Source organism: Mesorhizobium shangrilense (genome assembly GCF_028826155.1).
Taxonomy (GTDB): Bacteria; Pseudomonadota; Alphaproteobacteria; order Rhizobiales; family Rhizobiaceae; genus Arvimicrobium; species Arvimicrobium flavum.
Genome location: NZ_JAQGPN010000001.1, coordinates 661,754 through 676,865, shown reverse-complemented (window position 1 = coordinate 676,865; position 15,112 = coordinate 661,754). Strand labels below are relative to the sequence as shown.

General features: G+C 65.1%; 15 protein-coding genes. 8 read left to right on the top strand and 7 right to left on the bottom strand.

Annotation, left to right across the window (positions count from 1 at the left end; translation table 11 throughout):
• Position 1: 1 nt before the first annotated feature.
• Positions 2 to 631 carry a uracil phosphoribosyltransferase gene (gene upp, locus PD284_RS03295; RefSeq protein WP_274626803.1) on the bottom strand — a complete coding sequence of 210 codons (630 nt, stop codon included), beginning with the start codon at positions 629 to 631 and terminating at the stop codon, positions 2 to 4.
• Between the two features lie 100 nt (positions 632 to 731).
• Positions 732 to 1,712 (bottom strand): adenosine deaminase, encoded by a 981-nt coding sequence (locus PD284_RS03290; protein WP_274626802.1) that lies wholly within the window; start codon positions 1,710 to 1,712, stop codon positions 732 to 734.
• Positions 1,713 to 1,824: 112 nt separating this feature from the next.
• On the opposite strand from PD284_RS03290, the gene ubiE reads away from it, so the two are divergent.
• From ubiE to PD284_RS03260, 6 genes are all read left to right on the top strand, one after another.
• Positions 1,825 to 2,601 (top strand): bifunctional demethylmenaquinone methyltransferase/2-methoxy-6-polyprenyl-1,4-benzoquinol methylase UbiE, encoded by a 777-nt coding sequence (gene ubiE / locus PD284_RS03285; protein ID WP_274626801.1) that lies wholly within the window; start codon positions 1,825 to 1,827, stop codon positions 2,599 to 2,601.
• Positions 2,602 to 2,614: 13 nt separating this feature from the next.
• Entirely contained in the window at positions 2,615 to 4,189 is a 1,575-nt protein-coding gene (ubiB, locus tag PD284_RS03280) for a 2-polyprenylphenol 6-hydroxylase (protein ID WP_274626800.1), read from the top strand.
• A gap of 86 nt (positions 4,190 to 4,275) precedes the next feature.
• Entirely contained in the window at positions 4,276 to 4,521 is a 246-nt protein-coding gene (locus PD284_RS03275) for a FitA-like ribbon-helix-helix domain-containing protein (protein WP_274626799.1), read from the top strand.
• Positions 4,518 to 4,925, top strand: a complete 408-nt coding sequence (locus PD284_RS03270; protein ID WP_274626798.1) for a type II toxin-antitoxin system VapC family toxin — start codon at positions 4,518 to 4,520, stop codon at positions 4,923 to 4,925. Before PD284_RS03275 ends, PD284_RS03270 begins: the two co-directional genes overlap by 4 nt.
• 15 nt (positions 4,926 to 4,940) lie before the next feature.
• Positions 4,941 to 6,158 (top strand): bifunctional phosphopantothenoylcysteine decarboxylase/phosphopantothenate--cysteine ligase CoaBC, encoded by a 1,218-nt coding sequence (coaBC, locus tag PD284_RS03265; protein WP_274626797.1) that lies wholly within the window; start codon positions 4,941 to 4,943, stop codon positions 6,156 to 6,158.
• Positions 6,155 to 6,691 (top strand): GNAT family N-acetyltransferase, encoded by a 537-nt coding sequence (locus tag PD284_RS03260; protein ID WP_274626796.1) that lies wholly within the window; start codon positions 6,155 to 6,157, stop codon positions 6,689 to 6,691. Before coaBC ends, PD284_RS03260 begins: the two co-directional genes overlap by 4 nt.
• On the opposite strand, the gene PD284_RS03255 is transcribed toward PD284_RS03260, so the two are convergent.
• Together PD284_RS03255 and PD284_RS03250 are read right to left on the bottom strand one after the other, a co-directional pair.
• The gene (locus tag PD284_RS03255; protein ID WP_274626795.1) at positions 6,679 to 7,611 is read right to left on the bottom strand and encodes a glycosyltransferase family 2 protein; all 933 of its coding nucleotides are present in this window, start codon (positions 7,609 to 7,611) and stop codon (positions 6,679 to 6,681) included. The genes PD284_RS03260 and PD284_RS03255 overlap by 13 nt on opposite strands.
• Before the next feature lie 97 nt (positions 7,612 to 7,708).
• The gene (locus PD284_RS03250) at positions 7,709 to 8,710 is read right to left on the bottom strand and encodes an SGNH/GDSL hydrolase family protein (protein ID WP_274626794.1); all 1,002 of its coding nucleotides are present in this window, start codon (positions 8,708 to 8,710) and stop codon (positions 7,709 to 7,711) included.
• Positions 8,711 to 9,041: 331 nt separating this feature from the next.
• Between PD284_RS03250 and PD284_RS03245 the strand changes: the two genes are divergently transcribed.
• Positions 9,042 to 10,184 carry an aminotransferase class I/II-fold pyridoxal phosphate-dependent enzyme gene (locus PD284_RS03245; RefSeq protein WP_274626793.1) on the top strand — a complete coding sequence of 381 codons (1,143 nt, stop codon included), beginning with the start codon at positions 9,042 to 9,044 and terminating at the stop codon, positions 10,182 to 10,184.
• 55 nt (positions 10,185 to 10,239) lie between these two features.
• Positions 10,240 to 11,472, top strand: a complete 1,233-nt coding sequence (locus PD284_RS03240) for a polysaccharide biosynthesis protein (protein ID WP_274626792.1) — start codon at positions 10,240 to 10,242, stop codon at positions 11,470 to 11,472.
• A 39-nt stretch (positions 11,473 to 11,511) separates the two neighbouring features.
• Here PD284_RS03240 and neuC read toward each other — a convergent pair whose 3' ends face one another.
• The 3 genes from neuC to PD284_RS03225 all read right to left on the bottom strand — a co-directional run bounded on the left by neuC (position 11,512) and on the right by PD284_RS03225 (position 14,906).
• Entirely contained in the window at positions 11,512 to 12,696 is a 1,185-nt protein-coding gene (gene neuC / locus PD284_RS03235) for a UDP-N-acetylglucosamine 2-epimerase (RefSeq protein WP_274626791.1), read from the bottom strand.
• Positions 12,697 to 12,718: 22 nt separating this feature from the next.
• Positions 12,719 to 13,738: an N-acetylneuraminate synthase family protein gene (locus PD284_RS03230; protein ID WP_274626790.1), complete on the bottom strand. Its 1,020-nt coding sequence runs from the start codon at positions 13,736 to 13,738 to the stop codon at positions 12,719 to 12,721.
• 121 nt (positions 13,739 to 13,859) lie between these two features.
• Positions 13,860 to 14,906: a nucleotidyltransferase family protein gene (locus tag PD284_RS03225; RefSeq protein ID WP_274626789.1), complete on the bottom strand. Its 1,047-nt coding sequence runs from the start codon at positions 14,904 to 14,906 to the stop codon at positions 13,860 to 13,862.
• Positions 14,907 to 15,112 lie beyond the last annotated feature (206 nt).

The following is a 15,112-nucleotide window of genomic DNA, read 5'->3' as shown; positions in this document are numbered from 1 at the left end:
CCTACTTCGTCCCGTACATGCGGTCGCCGGCGTCGCCCAGACCGGGGATGATGTAGCCCTTCTCGTTCAGCTCCCGGTCGATGGAAGCCGTGAAGATCGGCACGTCGGGATGCGCCTTGGTGAAGCGCTCGATGCCCTCGGGGGCTGCCAGCAGGCAGAGGAACCGGATGTTGGTCGCGCCGCGGCTCTTGATCTTGTCGATCGCCGCGATCGCCGAGTTGGCCGTCGCCAGCATCGGGTCGACGACGATGACCAGCCGGTCGGCGAGATCGCTCGGCGCCTTGAAGAAATATTCCACCGCCTCCAGCGTGTCGTGGTCGCGATAGAGCCCGATATGCGCAACGCGAGCGGCGGGCACGAGGTCCAGCAGTCCCTCGAGCAGGCCGTTGCCGGCGCGCAGGACCGAGGCGAAGACGAGCTTCTTGCCCTCGAGGATCGGCGCGTCCATCTCCTCCATGGGCGTCTCGATCTTCATGGTCGTCAGTTCGAGATTGCGGGTGACCTCATAGCAGAGCAGCAGCGAGATCTCGCGCAACAGCCTTCTAAAGCCGGCCGTCGAGGTTTCCTTGTTTCGCATGATGGTCAGCTTGTGCTGGACCAGTGGATGATCGACGACGGTGACGCCTTGCATGACGGACGGCTCCAAAACAGATTTTCCTCGACTTTATCCACCGACGTTCGTCCAGAAAACCGCCGCTTCCGTGAATGCGTAGGCTTGTCCCCGCCTTTCGCTACCTGCCGCGCGCCGGCGCGCCAAGCCTTGCCAGCAGCGCAGCCCGTGTCGTGCGGTCGACGAAAGCCGCTTCCACCGCAGTTCTCGTGAGGGCCGCCAGATCCTTGTCGCTCATACCGAAATGCTCCGCCGCGATGTCGTACTCGCGCTTTAGCGAGGTCCAGAAATAGGGCGGATCGTCTGAACTCACCGTGACCTTGCATCCTGCCTGGCGCAGCTTTGGCAACGGGTGCTCGGCAAAGCTTGGAAAGACGTTGAGCGCGATGTTGGACCCGGGGCAGCATTCCAGCACGATGCCGGCGTCCGCGATTTTGCTGACCAGATCCGGGTTCTCTATGGCGCGGACGCCGTGGCCGATGCGTGAGGGCCGGATGTGCTCAAGCGCTGCGTCGACGCTTTCCCATCCCGCAAGTTCGCCGGCATGGACGGTGATGCCCAGCCCCGCCTCGCGGGCGATCTCGAAGGCCCGCACGTAATCCTCGATGTCGCCGATCCGCTCGTCGCCCGCCATGCCGAACCCGCTGACGAGCGGGTGCCTGCACTTTGCGGCGAAGCGTGCCGCCGTCTCGACGGACTCGACGCCGAAATGGCGGACGCCGGTGACGATCATGCGCGCCTCGATGCCCGTTTTCGCCCTGGCCCGGCTCATGCCTTCCCCGATCGCGTCGGTGTAGGCCTGCGGCGACAATCCCGCTTTCACAGCATGATCCGGCGAGGTGAACACCTCGGAATAGATGGCGCCGTCGCGTGCCAGGCTGGTCAGGTAGTGGTCCGCCAGTTGCGCATAGTCGTCCTCGGTGCGGAAAAGGTCCGCGGCGAAGTCGTAGGCTTGCAGGAAGGTTGTGAAGTCCGACCAGACGAACGCACCGTCCCGGATATAGGGGGTTGGGTCGGCATTGTATTTCCGCGCTTGGCGGATGACCAGTTCCGGTGCGGCCGCACCTTCTATGTGGCAGTGCAGTTCGGCCTTCAACGCCATGCAAATTCCTCGTAGGCACGTCTGGATGCGCGGCCGAACACCGCGCCCATAACAATAGCGCCCGGTATTTCGATCGGCTATGGTCCGCCCGAAACCAAGATGGATCACAATCGTGTCAGAACAACGGACCACCGGCGGCGAGGCGATGTCCACGTCCTACGGCTTCAGGCAGGTCGCGGAAGGGGACAAGCAGAGCCTTGTCGACACGGTCTTCCATAAGGTTGCCGGCCGCTACGATCTGATGAACGACCTGATGTCCGGCGGACTGCACCGGCTGTGGAAGGACGCCATGGTGGCGGCGCTCAACCCGCCGAAGCGTCCGGGCTGGCGGGCGCTCGACGTCGCGGGCGGCACCGGCGACATTGCCTTCCGCATCGTCGACGCGTCTGACCGGGCGGCGCACGTCACCGTGCTGGACATCAACGGCTCGATGCTCGAGGTCGGCCGCAGCCGTGCCGAAAAGCGCGGGCTGATCGGCTCGCTGGACTTCGTCGAGGCCAACGCCCAGGAGTTGCCCTTCGAGGACGACACATTCGACGCCTACACGATCGCTTTCGGCATCCGCAACGTCCCCGAGATCGAGACTGCGCTCGGCGAGGCCTATCGCGTCCTGAAGACGGGCGGGCGCTTTCTGTGCCTCGAATTCTCCGAGGTCGACATGCCGATCCTCGACCGCGTCTATGAGCAATGGTCGTTCAAGGCCATCCCCCAGATCGGACGGATGGTGACGGGCGAGGCCGAGCCCTATTCCTATCTGGTCGAATCGATCCGCAAGTTCCCCAATCAGACCAATTTCGCGTCCATGATCTCGCGCGCCGGATTCGAGCGGGTGACCTTCCGCAACTATTCCGGCGGCATCGCGGCGCTGCATTCGGGCTGGAAGCTTTGAGGCCCGACGCAGCATGAGCAGCGTCGGCGCATTTTTCCGGCTCATCCACGCCGGCTGGATCATGACGCGCGAGGGGGTGGTGGCCGCGTTGCCGGGCGACCAGCTCGACGGGTTCCCGCGGACTGCCTGGCGCATGGCGAAGCTGCTGACGAAGCGGCGGGCGAAGGGCAAGGACCGCTCGCAGCGCCTTTCGGACGCCATCGCCCGTCTCGGTCCCTCTTACGTCAAGCTCGGCCAGTTCCTGGCAACGCGCCCGGACGTCGTCGGAGACGAGATCGCGCTGGATCTGGCCGCGCTGCAGGACCGCATGCCCACCTTTCCGCGCGCCGAAGCCGTTGCTTCGATCGAGGGTTCGCTCGGCCGCTCCGTCGAAGACCTGTACACGCGTCTCGGCGAGCCGGTCGCCGCTGCTTCGATCGCCCAGGTGCACGAGGCGGAAGTCGTCGAGGAAGGCGCGCCGCGCAAGGTTGCCGTCAAGGTGATCCGGCCGGGCGTCCGAAAGATGTTCTTCCGCGACCTCGAGAGCTATTTCGTGGCCGCCCGCCTGCAGGAGAAGTACATCCCGTCGAGCCGCAGGCTGCGGCCGGTCGAGGTCACCGAAACGCTGGCGCAGACGACCCGGATCGAGATGGACCTCCGCCTGGAGGCGGCGGCGCTGTCGGAGCTTGGCGAGAACACCCGCAATGATCCGGGCTTCCGCGTACCGTCGGTCGACTGGGAACGCACCGGCCGCGACGTCCTCACCATCGAGTGGATCGACGGGGTCAAGCTGAACGACCTGGACGGCCTGCGCGCCGCCGGCCACGACATGAACCTGCTCGCGGCCAATCTCGTCCAGTCATTCCTGCGCCACACGTTGCGCGACGGCTTCTTCCATGCCGACATGCATCCCGGAAACATGTTCGTCGAGGCTGATGGGACCATCGTCGCGGTCGATCTTGGCATCTGCGGGCGGCTGGGCCGGAAGGAACGGCGCTTCCTGGCGGAGATCCTCTACGGCTTCATCACCCGCGACTACGTGCGGGTGGCGGAGGTGCATTTCGAGGCAGGCTATGTGCCGCGGACGCAGAACGTCGCTGCCTTCGCCCAGGCCATCCGCGCCATCGGCGAGCCGATCCACGGCCAGTCGGCCGAGACGATCTCCATGGCGAAGCTGCTGACGCTGCTGTTCGAGGTGACGGAGCTGTTCGACATGGCGACCCGTCCCGAACTCGTTCTCCTGCAGAAGACGATGGTCGTCGTTGAAGGCGTTGCCCGCACGCTCAACCCGCATTTCAACATGTGGAAGACGTCCGAGCCGGTGGTCGGCGACTGGATTGCGGGAAATCTCGGCCCGCGCGGCCTGCTGGTCGACGCTCGCGAGGGTGTCAGTGCGCTGGTTTCGCTGGCCCGGCAGATACCCGATCTCGCCGCCCGCACCGAGCGCCTTTCGCGCGAGATCGACGCCATGGCGGAAAACGGCCTGCGCTTCGACGCGGAGACCGCCCGCGCCATCGGCAAGGCCGAGGCTCGCCATACCCGCTCGGGCCGGATCGCGCTGTGGGTGATCGCAGCGGCCATGGTCTGGATCGCCTGGGAGCTAAGTTGACGGGCGCGGTGACAGCAACGCAGTCATCGCTGTCATTGACTGCGCTGTAGATCGAGCTAAGATCGGTCGGCATCGGAGTCGATCGAATGGGCGTTCTGACCATCAGGAACCTCGACGAGGGCGTGAAGCTCGAGCTTCGCAAGCGTGCCGCCGCAAGGGGCGTGTCGATGGAGCAGCACGTCCGCGACGTGATCACCCAAGCCGTTCAGGAACCCGCCAAGCGCCGGCTCCTCTCTGCTGAGGAGATAGTCGCACTCGGTGTGGAACCTGAGAACGACTTTGATCAGAAGAAGGTCTCCGACGAACTTTATGCCTATATCGAGAGCAAATGAGCTTCGTTACGGACTCCTCGGCGATCATCGCTATCCTGAAGCGGGAGACTGATGCCGAGGTCTATGCCTCGAAGCTCGCGCTGGATGTTCCCAAGTTCATCAGCGCGGGCTCGCTGCTCGAATGTGGTGTTGTCGTCGGGAGGGGGCTCGGCACGGGGGCGCTGGCCAACATGAATGTCTTGCTGAGGGGCGCGAACATCGAGCCTGTGGCCTTCGACCCCGCACAATACGAAGTGGGCCTGAACGCGTATCTGCTCTATGGCCGCGGCAGCGGGCACAGGGCGAACCTGAATTTCGGTGATTGTTTCTCCTACGCGCTTGCCAAGACTCGCGGACTTCCACTGCTTTTCAAGGGCGACGATTTCATCCATACGGATGTCGAGCCGGCGCTTGGGTCGAGCTGAGGACGACGAGCCGAGATGATCCTTTCGGGCAAGCGCATCCTTCTCATCATCGGCGGCGGCATCGCGGCCTACAAGTCGCTCGACCTGATCCGCCGCCTGCGCGAGCGGGGCGCCGCGGTGCGCTGCGTGATGACGGCGGCAGCCAAGGAGTTCGTGACGCCGCTTTCCGTTGGAGCCTTGTCGGCCGACCATGTCTTCACCGATCTCTTCGACCGCCAGGCCGAGCATGATGTCGGGCATATCAGGCTCTCCCGCGAGGCCGATCTGATCGTCGTCGCTCCGGCGACGGCCGATCTCATGGGCAAGCTGGCGAACGGTCTTGCCAACGACCTCGCCGCGAACGTGCTGCTCGCCACCGACAAGCGCGTGCTGATGGCCCCGGCGATGAACCCCAGAATGTGGGCGCACCCGGCAACCCGCCGCAATCATGCGACGCTCGCGAAGGACGGGATTGTATTCGTAGGGCCCAACAAGGGCGAGATGGCCGAAAGCAACGAGGCTGGCGAAGGCCGCATGGCCGAGCCGCTGGAGATCGTCGCCGCCGTCGAGGCGCTGCTGGACAACCGTCCAAAACCTCTCTCCGGCAGGAAGATCATCGTGACGTCGGGACCGACGCATGAGCCGATCGATCCGGTACGATACATCGCCAACCGCTCGTCGGGAAAGCAGGGGCATGCGATCGCGGCTGCCTTGGCGCGCCTTGGGGCGGATGTCAGGCTGGTGTCCGGCCCGGTGAACCTTCCCGATCCCGCCGGCGTCGCGACCGTCCATGTCGAGTCCGCGCGCGAGATGCGCGATGCGGTTGAGCAGCAGCTGCCGGTCGACGCCGGCATCTTCGTCGCGGCGGTCGCCGACTGGCGCACCTCCCGCGAAGCCGGTGAGAAGATCAAGAAGGTGGCGGGGGAGGGACCGCCCGCGCTGCAGATGGTCGAGAACCCGGACATTCTGGCCGGCATCGGCCACCACAAGCAGCGGCCCTATCTGGTCGTCGGCTTCGCCGCGGAAACGCATGACCTGATGAAGAACGCCGAGGCGAAGCTGAAGAAGAAGGGCGCCGATTTCATCGTCGCCAATGATGTCAGCGAGGAGGGTGGAGCGATGGGGGGCGACCGCAATCAGGTGACGATCGTCTCGCGGGCCGGTGCGGAGCAGTGGCCGGAGATGGACAAGCAGGCAGTGGCCGAACGTCTCGCCGCGCTTGTTGCCGAACGGCTGAAGACGGTGAGCGTGTGAATCCCGCCCCCGTCCTCCAGACCGAGCGTCTGGTCCTGCGCGGGCACCGCGCCGAGGATTTCGACTCCTATTTCGCGATGGTGAGCGACCCGGAGGTGATGCGCTTCATCAACAGGAATGGCACGCCGCGCGAGCAGGCCTGGGCGCGGATGCTGCGCTATCCGGGGATGTGGGCGCTGCTCGGGTTCGGCATGTGGGTGATCGAGGAAAGGTCGACCGGGCGCTTTCTCGGCGAGGCGGGGTTCCTGGAGTCCAAGCGCGATCTCGACCCATCGATCGAGGGTTCGCTCGAGATGGGCTGGATCTTGATTGCGGAGGCGCAAGGGCGCGGACTTGCCACCGAAGCCGTGACTGCGGCCATCGACTGGAGTCGAACCTTGTTTTCGGGCAGACGCATGACCTGCATCATCGATCCTGACAACACGGCGTCGCTTCGCGTCGCAGCCAAACACGGCTTCCGCGAATTTGCCCGCACCACCTACAACACGTCCGCCGTTGTCCTGCTTGAGCGCCTTGACGTTCAGGGCGTCTGACCAGGCAAGTCCAGGGAACTCGCGCGGCGCTCCATCGTCCACCCCGGCGAAAGGTGCAGCGAAAGCCGCGGCGCATTGAGATAGGAGCTCGCCAGAGCGCACGCCGCACGAAGGCGCGATCCGGCAAAGTAGTGGGCCGCGGCGATTTCCAGGTCGAGATAGGCGTCGATCCGCCTCAACGTGGCAGGATCGCGCGTGAGGTTACGCCACTTGCTTCGGAGCATCGCCACAGCCTCCGCGACACGCCGGGGGTCCTGGCGGCGCACGCGTTCGATGGCGACGCACTCGTCCGGGATCGTTCGCAGCGAGAAACCGCGAAGTGCCAGGGCGAGGAACCAGTCATAGTCCTCGAAGCGCCGGAGGCTTTCGTCCTGCGGTGCGATCTCCAGGGCCGCCCTGGCGTTGAGGATGACGCAGGATCCGGGAGAGAACCAGCATCCCGAGGCAAAGGCGGCCGGGGCGCTTGCGCCACGCGGCCGGCGCACCGTCAAGGGTCGTCCGGATTCGTCGACATCGATCCAGCCGCAGCCATGCACCACGCTTGGGTCCGCAGGGACGGGCTCTCCCCTGGTTGCCGCCGTCCACCGCAGGGACAGCGTGTCGTCGAGAAATTGGTCGTCGCTGTCGAGGAAGGTGACCCATTCATTGGCGGCCGCACGCATGCCGGAATTGCGCGCCGCCGCGGCTCCCTTGTTCGCCGCGTGCCGGATCAGTCTGACGTCGAGCGCATTGCATATCTGCGCATCGATGGAGATGGGCGGCTCGGACCCGTCATCGATGACCAGTACCTCGCTCGGCCGGGCGGACTGCCTGGCGACGCTGGCAAGGGCGCGGTTGAGCAGCTCCTGGCGACCGTGTGTGGGAACGATCAGCGTCAGGGGCAGCGTCGTCGCCCGACCTGGGAAACGCCGGTCGGGCATGGGGCTATCCTGGTTCGTGCCGCTTTGGTCGGCGCCGGCGGCCAGTCTCACCACGGTGCCAGCCGCCGTTGAGCAGCTCCCGTGCGCGGGAGGCCGATCATTCGTGGACCCTGTAGGCCTTCACGTCGAACAGTCGCTCGATCATCCGGTTGCAGATGGAAACGTGCCCCTTCGGCGAAAGATGCATGAGGTCGCTGTGCATGTGCGCCTTGTACCCATGGTCCCAGAACATGCGGTCGGCGTCCAGGAGCTGGATGTCGCCCCGCCGCGCTGCTTCGTAGAGCGCCAGGTTATAGCGTGTCACATTGTAGCGGTAATTCGGCGTGTGGCTCTCCACCGTCATCGGCAATTGTACGATGGTGAACCAGGTCAGGGAACGTGCGCCCGCGGCGTTGGCCTTGTCGATGATCGACTGGATATTGGCGACCCATTTGTCCAGCGGCACGTAGCAGAACTCGCTGAAATGGCGGATCAGGTCGGCGCGGTACATGTTGACCTGGCTGAACTTGACGATCCGGTTGACGAGGGCGTTGGGCAGCAATTTAAGCGCCAGTCGCTGCCGCTCCATGAAGATACGCCTGGAAAAGTCGTTCAGGCCCACATGGATGATCAGATCGGCGCCATCGAGCTGTGCAAGCGCCATGTTCTCCAGTACCCTGTCGGTGGTCGCATAGCGCTGGCAAAGCGGATCTATCGCCGTCGCAGGAGCGCCCTCCTCGGCGGCGCGGCGGGCCACTGCTTCCCGCAGCGCAAAGGCATAGCTCGTAGGCAGGCCGTTGAGGATGTCGTTCGGATGTTCGGGACGGGGCAAGCCCAGCGAATCGGCGAGGATGACGATCCGCCGTTCCGGGTCGGAGGGATTGCCCTCGCGGATGAAGGTTCGAAACTTGTCGCGTTCGGCAGATACCGACGCCCGGAAGCCGTTCTCGAGCTTGTCGACGAGAGGCTTCAACTGCGGCCGCTCGCCGAAATCCCTGATCTCGCCGAACAACTCGACCGCCCCGGCGACATCTCCGCGTTCCGCAAGCTCATATGCCCGGGTGATTTGTCGGTCGACTTCGGCGACGAAGTCCTCCTGCTGCACTTCCGAAACCTGCAAAAGAACTCCCTTTCATACCCGTCGCGGACATTTGCTCGCGCCGGACCCGTTGCTCGGCCGTGGGGCGATACCTGGGAACCGCCAAAGGTCCGCGACGCGCTATATAGGACTGAGGCCCGAACAGCATCAACCCGGCGTCATCGTCGCAGTGCAGGGCGGCGAGGGAGAGGCAATAGGTCACGAGGGAAAGGTCCGTGCCGGCGTTGTGCCGTGGTGCGTTACTCTGTAAGACGCCTTCCGACCCTGCCATCGCCAGTGATTCCCTTAGAGGCGCAGCGCCTTGACCAAGGCGATCGGCAACGATTTGGTTCAGTAGAGCGTGGTACTGCCGATGATCCCTCTTGCCATTCCGAACATTGGGCAAGCAGAAGCGGCGAATCTCCAGAGATGCGTGGAAGAGAACTTCGTCTCGACGGTTGGCGCGTTTGTCACCGACTTCGAGGCGAAGGTCGCGAAACTTTCCGGAACGGCGCTTGGTGCGGCGACGGGCAGCGGCACCCAGGGACTGCACATGGCGCTGCGGGCGCTTGGCGTCGGCCATGGCGACCTGGTCGTCGTGCCGAGCTTCACCTTCATCGCCAGCGCGAACTCCATTTCGCACAGTGGCGCAACGCCGTGGTTCGTCGACATCAGCCGCCACGACTGGACGCTCGACCCGGAGCGTTTGAGCGAAGCGCTGCGCGACAAGACGACCCGCACGGGCGACGGCGTCATCCACCGCGCGACCGGCAAGCGCGTGGCCGCCATCATGCCGGTCTACACGCTGGGCACGCCGGCCGACATGGACGCCATCGGCGCCGTGGCTCGCGAGTATGGCCTGCCGGTCGTCGCCGATGCGGCCGCCGCGATCGGCGTCACCTACAAGGGCCGTCCGATCGGGCAACTCGCCGATCTCACCGTCTATTCCTTCAACGGCAACAAGACCATCACCTCGGGCGGCGGCGGCATGATCGTCGGGCGCGAGGACCTCGTGAAGCGCGCCCGGCACCTGACGACCACAGCGCGCGTCGGGCGCGACTACGACCACGACGAGGTCGGCTTCAACTATCGCATGACCAACATCGAGGCTGCGGTGGGTTGCGCGCAGTTCGACCGGCTCGACGAGTTCCTCGCGGCCAAGAAGCGCATCCGCGATGCCTATGACACGGCGTTCGCAGGCAACAACGAGATTTCACTGTTTCCGGCCCCGAGCGAACGCGGCACCGCTTATTGGTTCTCCGGCCTCGTGTTCGAGGGGCCTGAGCCGCGCGTCGTCAACACGCTCTGCGACCGGCTGAAGGAACTGGGCGTCGAAGCGCGGCCCTTCTGGAAGCCCGTTCATCGCCAGCCGCCCTATCGCGATGCCCCCGCGGAGGATCTCTCGGTCACCGAGGATCTGTGGAGCCGCATCATCACGCTGCCCTGCTCCACCTCGCTGACGCCGGAGCAGCAGGCGACCGTCATCGCGGCGGTCCGCCAGGTTCTCGCCGCTTGATATAGGCGGTGTCGCCGCTGGCCGTTCTCCCACAACGTAGAAGGTTCGCCGTCGAATGAGCATTCACGCAATCGCCACGGGGCGCGCCGAATCCATGTTCCTGCCGGATATCGAGCGTCAGGCAGAGACGATTCGCACCGCCGTTAAAGGCCGCCGCGTGCTTGCCATCGGCGCCGCCGGTTCGATCGGCTCGAACACGGCCGTCGTGCTTGGTCGCTTCGAGCCGGCGACGCTGCATGTGATCGACCAGAACGAGAATGCGCTCGCCGAGTTCGTGAGGCAGTTCAGGTCCGACGCCAACGCGCCCGACATTCCCGATTTCCGCACCCTGCCGCTGGATTATGGCTCGGCGGCCATGCGCTACCTGATGCAGCAGGAGCGGCCATACGACATCGTGCTCAACTTCGCGGCGATCAAGCACGTGCGTTCCGAGAAGGATTCCTTCTCGATCCTCCAGATGCTCGACACCAACATCGTCAAGCAGGCGCGCTTCCGCCGCTGGCTTGCCGAGAGCTCCCCGGAGGCGCGCTACTTCTCCGTCTCGACCGACAAGGCGGCCAATCCGTCGTCCTTCATGGGCGCCACCAAGCGGATCATGGAGCATGTGCTGTTCGACGCGGACATAGCGCCGGGCTTCCGCGGCGAGGTCACGTCGGCCCGGTTCGCCAACGTCGCCTTCTCCAACGGCTCGCTCCTGCAGAGCTTCGAGAACCGTCTCGCGCGCGGCGAGCCGCTGGCCTGCCCGAAGGAGATACGCCGCTATTTCGTGAGCCTGGAGGAGTCCGGCCACATCTGCACGCTTGCCGCGCTGCTCGCGCCGGCGGGCCACATCGCCATCCCGCGCCTCGATCCGCGCGAGCATCTGGTGCCCCTGCGGGGCATCGCCGAGAAATTCCTGGAAGCCAGCGGCTACGCGCCGCGGCTCTACGACGACGAATCGGCTGCGAAGGCCGAACTCGACGAGACGCGGGGCGCGAAGCGTTGGCCGCTCATCATGACGCCCGCCGACACCGGCGGAGAGAAGCCCTATGAGGAATTCGTCGCCAACGGCGAAACGGTCGTCGAGATCGGCCTGGGGTCCATGCAGGCGGTGACGCACAGGCCGTCGCCGACGGGCAACCTCGCCGACGTCATCGGCCGGCTGGAGCGCGTCGTGGCGGGCGACGGCGCAGGCGTTGATGCGACGGAGATCGACAAGGATCGCCTGAAAGGTGTGATCGGCGAGATCGAGCCGGATTTCCTCGCGACGCACCGCGATTCCGATCGCAACCTCGATCAGCGGGCCTGAGAACTTAAGGGCCGCCGGTGCGCGGCCCTGGCGTCCGCCTCAGCTCTTGTCCAGCAGGCGGAAGCGTTTGCGGATCAGCCCGGACCCAAGGTCCATGATTTCGAGGACGCTCCGGATGCGCTGCGACGCGTGTCCGTCCCCATAGACGTTTTCGACCGAGCGCATCGTCGCGGCCGTTTCAGGCGACAGCGAGCGCTGGATAGCCGACAGGATCGCGTCTGGCTCGGCCGCGACGTCGATGACGTTGGCGGAGCGCTCGCGTCCGGCCTGGCGGCCGCCCACATTCACGACTGCAAGATGGAATGACGCCGCCTCGATGATCCCGGAGGAGGAGTTGCCGACCATCAGCGCCGCGTTCGCCATGGCGGAGAAATAGCCGACCCGACCGAGATTGTCGCAGATCCGGAAGCGCGGGTTCGCGGCGACGGCCTGTTCGAGGCGGCTGTTGAACAGGTCGCCCGCCGCGTCGGCGTTGGGACGCGAGAAGGCGACGTGCTGGCCGGATCTCTCCAGCGCGGCGAGCAGCGCATCGAAATCCGAGGCCGTGGCGTCGGGCTGAAGGGTTTCGGGGTGATAGGTGGTGAGGATGTACGGCGCTTCGGGAAAGCCGAAGCGTTCGCTGAGCGCCTGCCGGCTGAGCAAGGGGATGTCCGAAATGCCGTCCAGTGACGGCGCCCCGGTGACGTGGACGTTTTCCGGTGCTTCGCCCATCTGGACGATGCGGCGTGCGCTGAGCGGCGTTGCACAGAAATGAACGTGCGCCATCTTGGTCATGGCGTGGCGGTACATGTTGTCGACCGCGCCCTCGGTCTCCTCGCCGCCATGGATGTGCGCGACCGGCAGCGCGAAGGGGCTGGCGGCTGCGGCTGCGGCGAACATCTCGAAGCGGTCGCCGATCGTCAGCAGCATGTCGGGCCTGATCTCGTCGATCGCCTCTCCGAAAGCCGTCAGCGATTCCCCCATCATGCGCGCGACCCCGAGCACGCCGCCTTCAAATCGTATCGGCGCTTCGCCCCACACCGGAAAGCCGGAGGCGCGCACATGCGAGATGGTGGAGCCGTGCTCCGGCATCAGGTGGCTGCCGCCGGCGATCAGGCCGAACTCGATACTGTCGCTCGCCGCAAGCTCGGCCAGCACCGGCTGGTAGATGCCGAAATCGGCGCGGCTGGTGGTGGCGACGGCGATCCGCCGCCTGTTCGGTGCGGCTCGGCGGCGTTCCGACATGTCCCGTCCGTCCGACATCCGTTCAGCCGAGATCGGCCAGCGAAAGCACCGTGCCGGCGGCCATGGCCTTGCGAACCTTCAGGCCGAGCAGGCTGTCGAGCATGCGCGGCGGCAGGCCCGTTCCCGGCCGGAGCGCGCCGCAATTGGCGGCCGTCAGCGTCTCTCCAGCCTCGATGTCGGCCAACAGGACGATGCTGCGGCGGGCCAGCGCGGCGGTGTTCTTCTCTGCCGCCGTCGGGCGTTTGCGGCCGTCGCCCAGCGCCTTCTCCAGCGTCCTGATGTTGGCGATGAAGCCGGCAAGCGCATCGGGCTCCAGCGAGGCCTTGTGGTCGGGGCCGGGCAGATTGCGGTCGAGCGTGAAATGCTTCTCGATGAGCCGCCCGCCAAGCGCGACGGAGGCGAGGCCGGTCACCTCGGCATCGGTGTGATCGGACCAGCCGATCGGCCGGCCGAACATGGCGCGCATGATCGGGATGACGTTGAGATTGCAGTCCTCCGGCGCGCAGGGGTAGTCGGAGACGCAGTGCAGGATGGCCAGCGGAGGATTGCCGCTCCTCTCGATGACATCGACCGCCTCTTCGACCTCGCCCATGGTCGCCATGCCGGTGGAGATCACCATCGGCCGGCCCTTGGCCGCGATATGCGCCAGAAGCTGGTGGAAGGTCAGGTCCCCGGACGAGACCTTGTAGGCGTTGACGCCCAGCGCCTCGAGCAGGTCGGCGCTGCCGAAATCGAACGGCGTGGACAGGAACGCGACGCCTTTTTCGGCGCAGCGCGCAACGATGCGCTCCCAGTCGCCGCGCGACAGTTCGAGCGCCTTCAGCATGTCGAACTGGTTCTTGTGGCGCGAGTCGTTGCGTTCCTGATAGGCCGCCTTGGGCGCATTCACCGTCGCCAGTGCGGCGGTGTCGAAAGTCTGGAACTTCACCGCGTCGGCGCCGGCGTCGGCCGCGATGTCGACCAGGGCGAGCGCCTTCTCGATCTCGCCATTGTGGTTCACGCCGGCTTCGGCGATGAAGTAGACGCGATCGGGATCGGTCATCCAACCAGGAGCTTCGTGCACTTTGGGGCTTTCGTCCTTGGGAAGCGCGAAGTCGGCACGCCCGCTTCCACATTGCGATGAGGCCGCCATGCCTGCGGCTGCGACGCGATGGGCCTTTCGGTCACATCGAGTAGTGCGCGTTGGCGCGGTGATATTCCTCGTGCGTTCCGATGTCGATCCAGAAGCCGGTGAGATTCACCAGCGAGCACCTTTTGTCGAGACCAATGAGACGCGACACCAGGGTGGGCATGTCATAGTACTCGTCGCACGGGATGAGGCTGATGGCTTCGTTGGACAGGCAGTAGATGCCTGCATTGATGTTGTAGGCCATCGTCGGCTTCTCCTCGATGGCGGTCACACAGCCGTCTGATTGCCGTACGACGCCGAAGGGAACCGTGTAGTTGAACGTGCGAACGCACAAGGTCGCCGCTGCCCCCGTTTCGCGGTGGTGGGCGAGCAGGGACGGGATGTTGATTTCCGAGATCACGTCTCCGTTGGCGACGATGACGCAGTCCGAGACGAGATCCGCTTGCTTCAGGAGGGACAGTGCGCCACCCGTTCCGAGCCGCTTGTTCTCGCGAAGGTAGCGGATGTTGACACCCCATTGGGAGCCGTCGCCGAAATGCTCCTCGATGATGTGACCGAGATAGTTGACGGAGAAGAAGAAATTGTGGGCGCCCTGGTGGATGTGCTGCAGGAGGATGCGCTCGAGCAGCGGAATCTCTCCTACCTGCAGCATCGGCTTGGGCAGATGCTCGGTCAGCGGGCGCAGCCGCACACCCAGGCCGCCGGCCATGATGACCACCGGCGTCTCGTCGCGCACGGCGCTGTGGCTGCGCGTCCAGAAATCGGTGACGCGGCGTTCGCCGTCGACGATGGGGATCAGATGGATGTCGAACTGATCCATCAGCGCCCGTGCAGCGGTTATGGAGCTTCCCGGAGGCGCTGTCACGGGCTTGCGGTTCGCGACGCGGTTCGCCGGCTCTTCGAGATTGTGGCCGTTGAGGAGCCAACGCCGTATGTCGCCGTCCGAAAGCGTCCCTGTGAGGCGCCCATCCGGATCAGTGACGAACAGTGTTCCTGATGCAGTGAGATTGAGCCGCGACATTGCCTCGCGGACGGTTGCATTATCACCTATGCAAAGGTCTTCGAGTGTTGGACGTGTCATTGAATCTGTTCAGGCAACCTATTCAGACTGTGCCGCCGGCATTGCGCGGGCGCGTGATGCATAGGTGAAGCGGGCGGCTTGGCTGCGCGCTTTCGACAGCCCGGGACGTGTCCACAGGCCTCTTTCCGGCGATGATCAGGTCACAAGGCGGGGGCCTCCTGTGCTCTGGATGATCGGCGGTAACATCCTGATCCCGGTTTGTGAAG

Bases quoted from the DNA above. Each gene is read 5' to 3' on its own strand.
- PD284_RS03225 (WP_274626789.1), bottom strand. From the start codon at position 14,906: ATGACACGTCCAACACTCGAAGACCTTTGCATAGGTGATAATGCAACC.
- ubiB (WP_274626800.1), top strand. From the start codon at position 2,615: ATGAGCAGCGTCGGCGCATTTTTCCGGCTCATCCACGCCGGCTGGATC.
- PD284_RS03290 (WP_274626802.1), bottom strand. From the start codon at position 1,712: ATGGCGTTGAAGGCCGAACTGCACTGCCACATAGAAGGTGCGGCCGCA.
- PD284_RS03240 (WP_274626792.1), top strand. From the start codon at position 10,240: ATGAGCATTCACGCAATCGCCACGGGGCGCGCCGAATCCATGTTCCTG.
- coaBC (WP_274626797.1), top strand. From the start codon at position 4,941: ATGATCCTTTCGGGCAAGCGCATCCTTCTCATCATCGGCGGCGGCATC.
- PD284_RS03255 (WP_274626795.1), bottom strand. From the start codon at position 7,611: ATGCCCGACCGGCGTTTCCCAGGTCGGGCGACGACGCTGCCCCTGACG.
- upp (WP_274626803.1), bottom strand. From the start codon at position 631: ATGCAAGGCGTCACCGTCGTCGATCATCCACTGGTCCAGCACAAGCTG.
- PD284_RS03270 (WP_274626798.1), top strand. From the start codon at position 4,518: ATGAGCTTCGTTACGGACTCCTCGGCGATCATCGCTATCCTGAAGCGG.
- PD284_RS03230 (WP_274626790.1), bottom strand. From the start codon at position 13,738: ATGACCGATCCCGATCGCGTCTACTTCATCGCCGAAGCCGGCGTGAAC.
- PD284_RS03245 (WP_274626793.1), top strand. From the start codon at position 9,042: ATGATCCCTCTTGCCATTCCGAACATTGGGCAAGCAGAAGCGGCGAAT.
- neuC (WP_274626791.1), bottom strand. From the start codon at position 12,696: ATGTCGGAACGCCGCCGAGCCGCACCGAACAGGCGGCGGATCGCCGTC.
- PD284_RS03275 (WP_274626799.1), top strand. From the start codon at position 4,276: ATGGGCGTTCTGACCATCAGGAACCTCGACGAGGGCGTGAAGCTCGAG.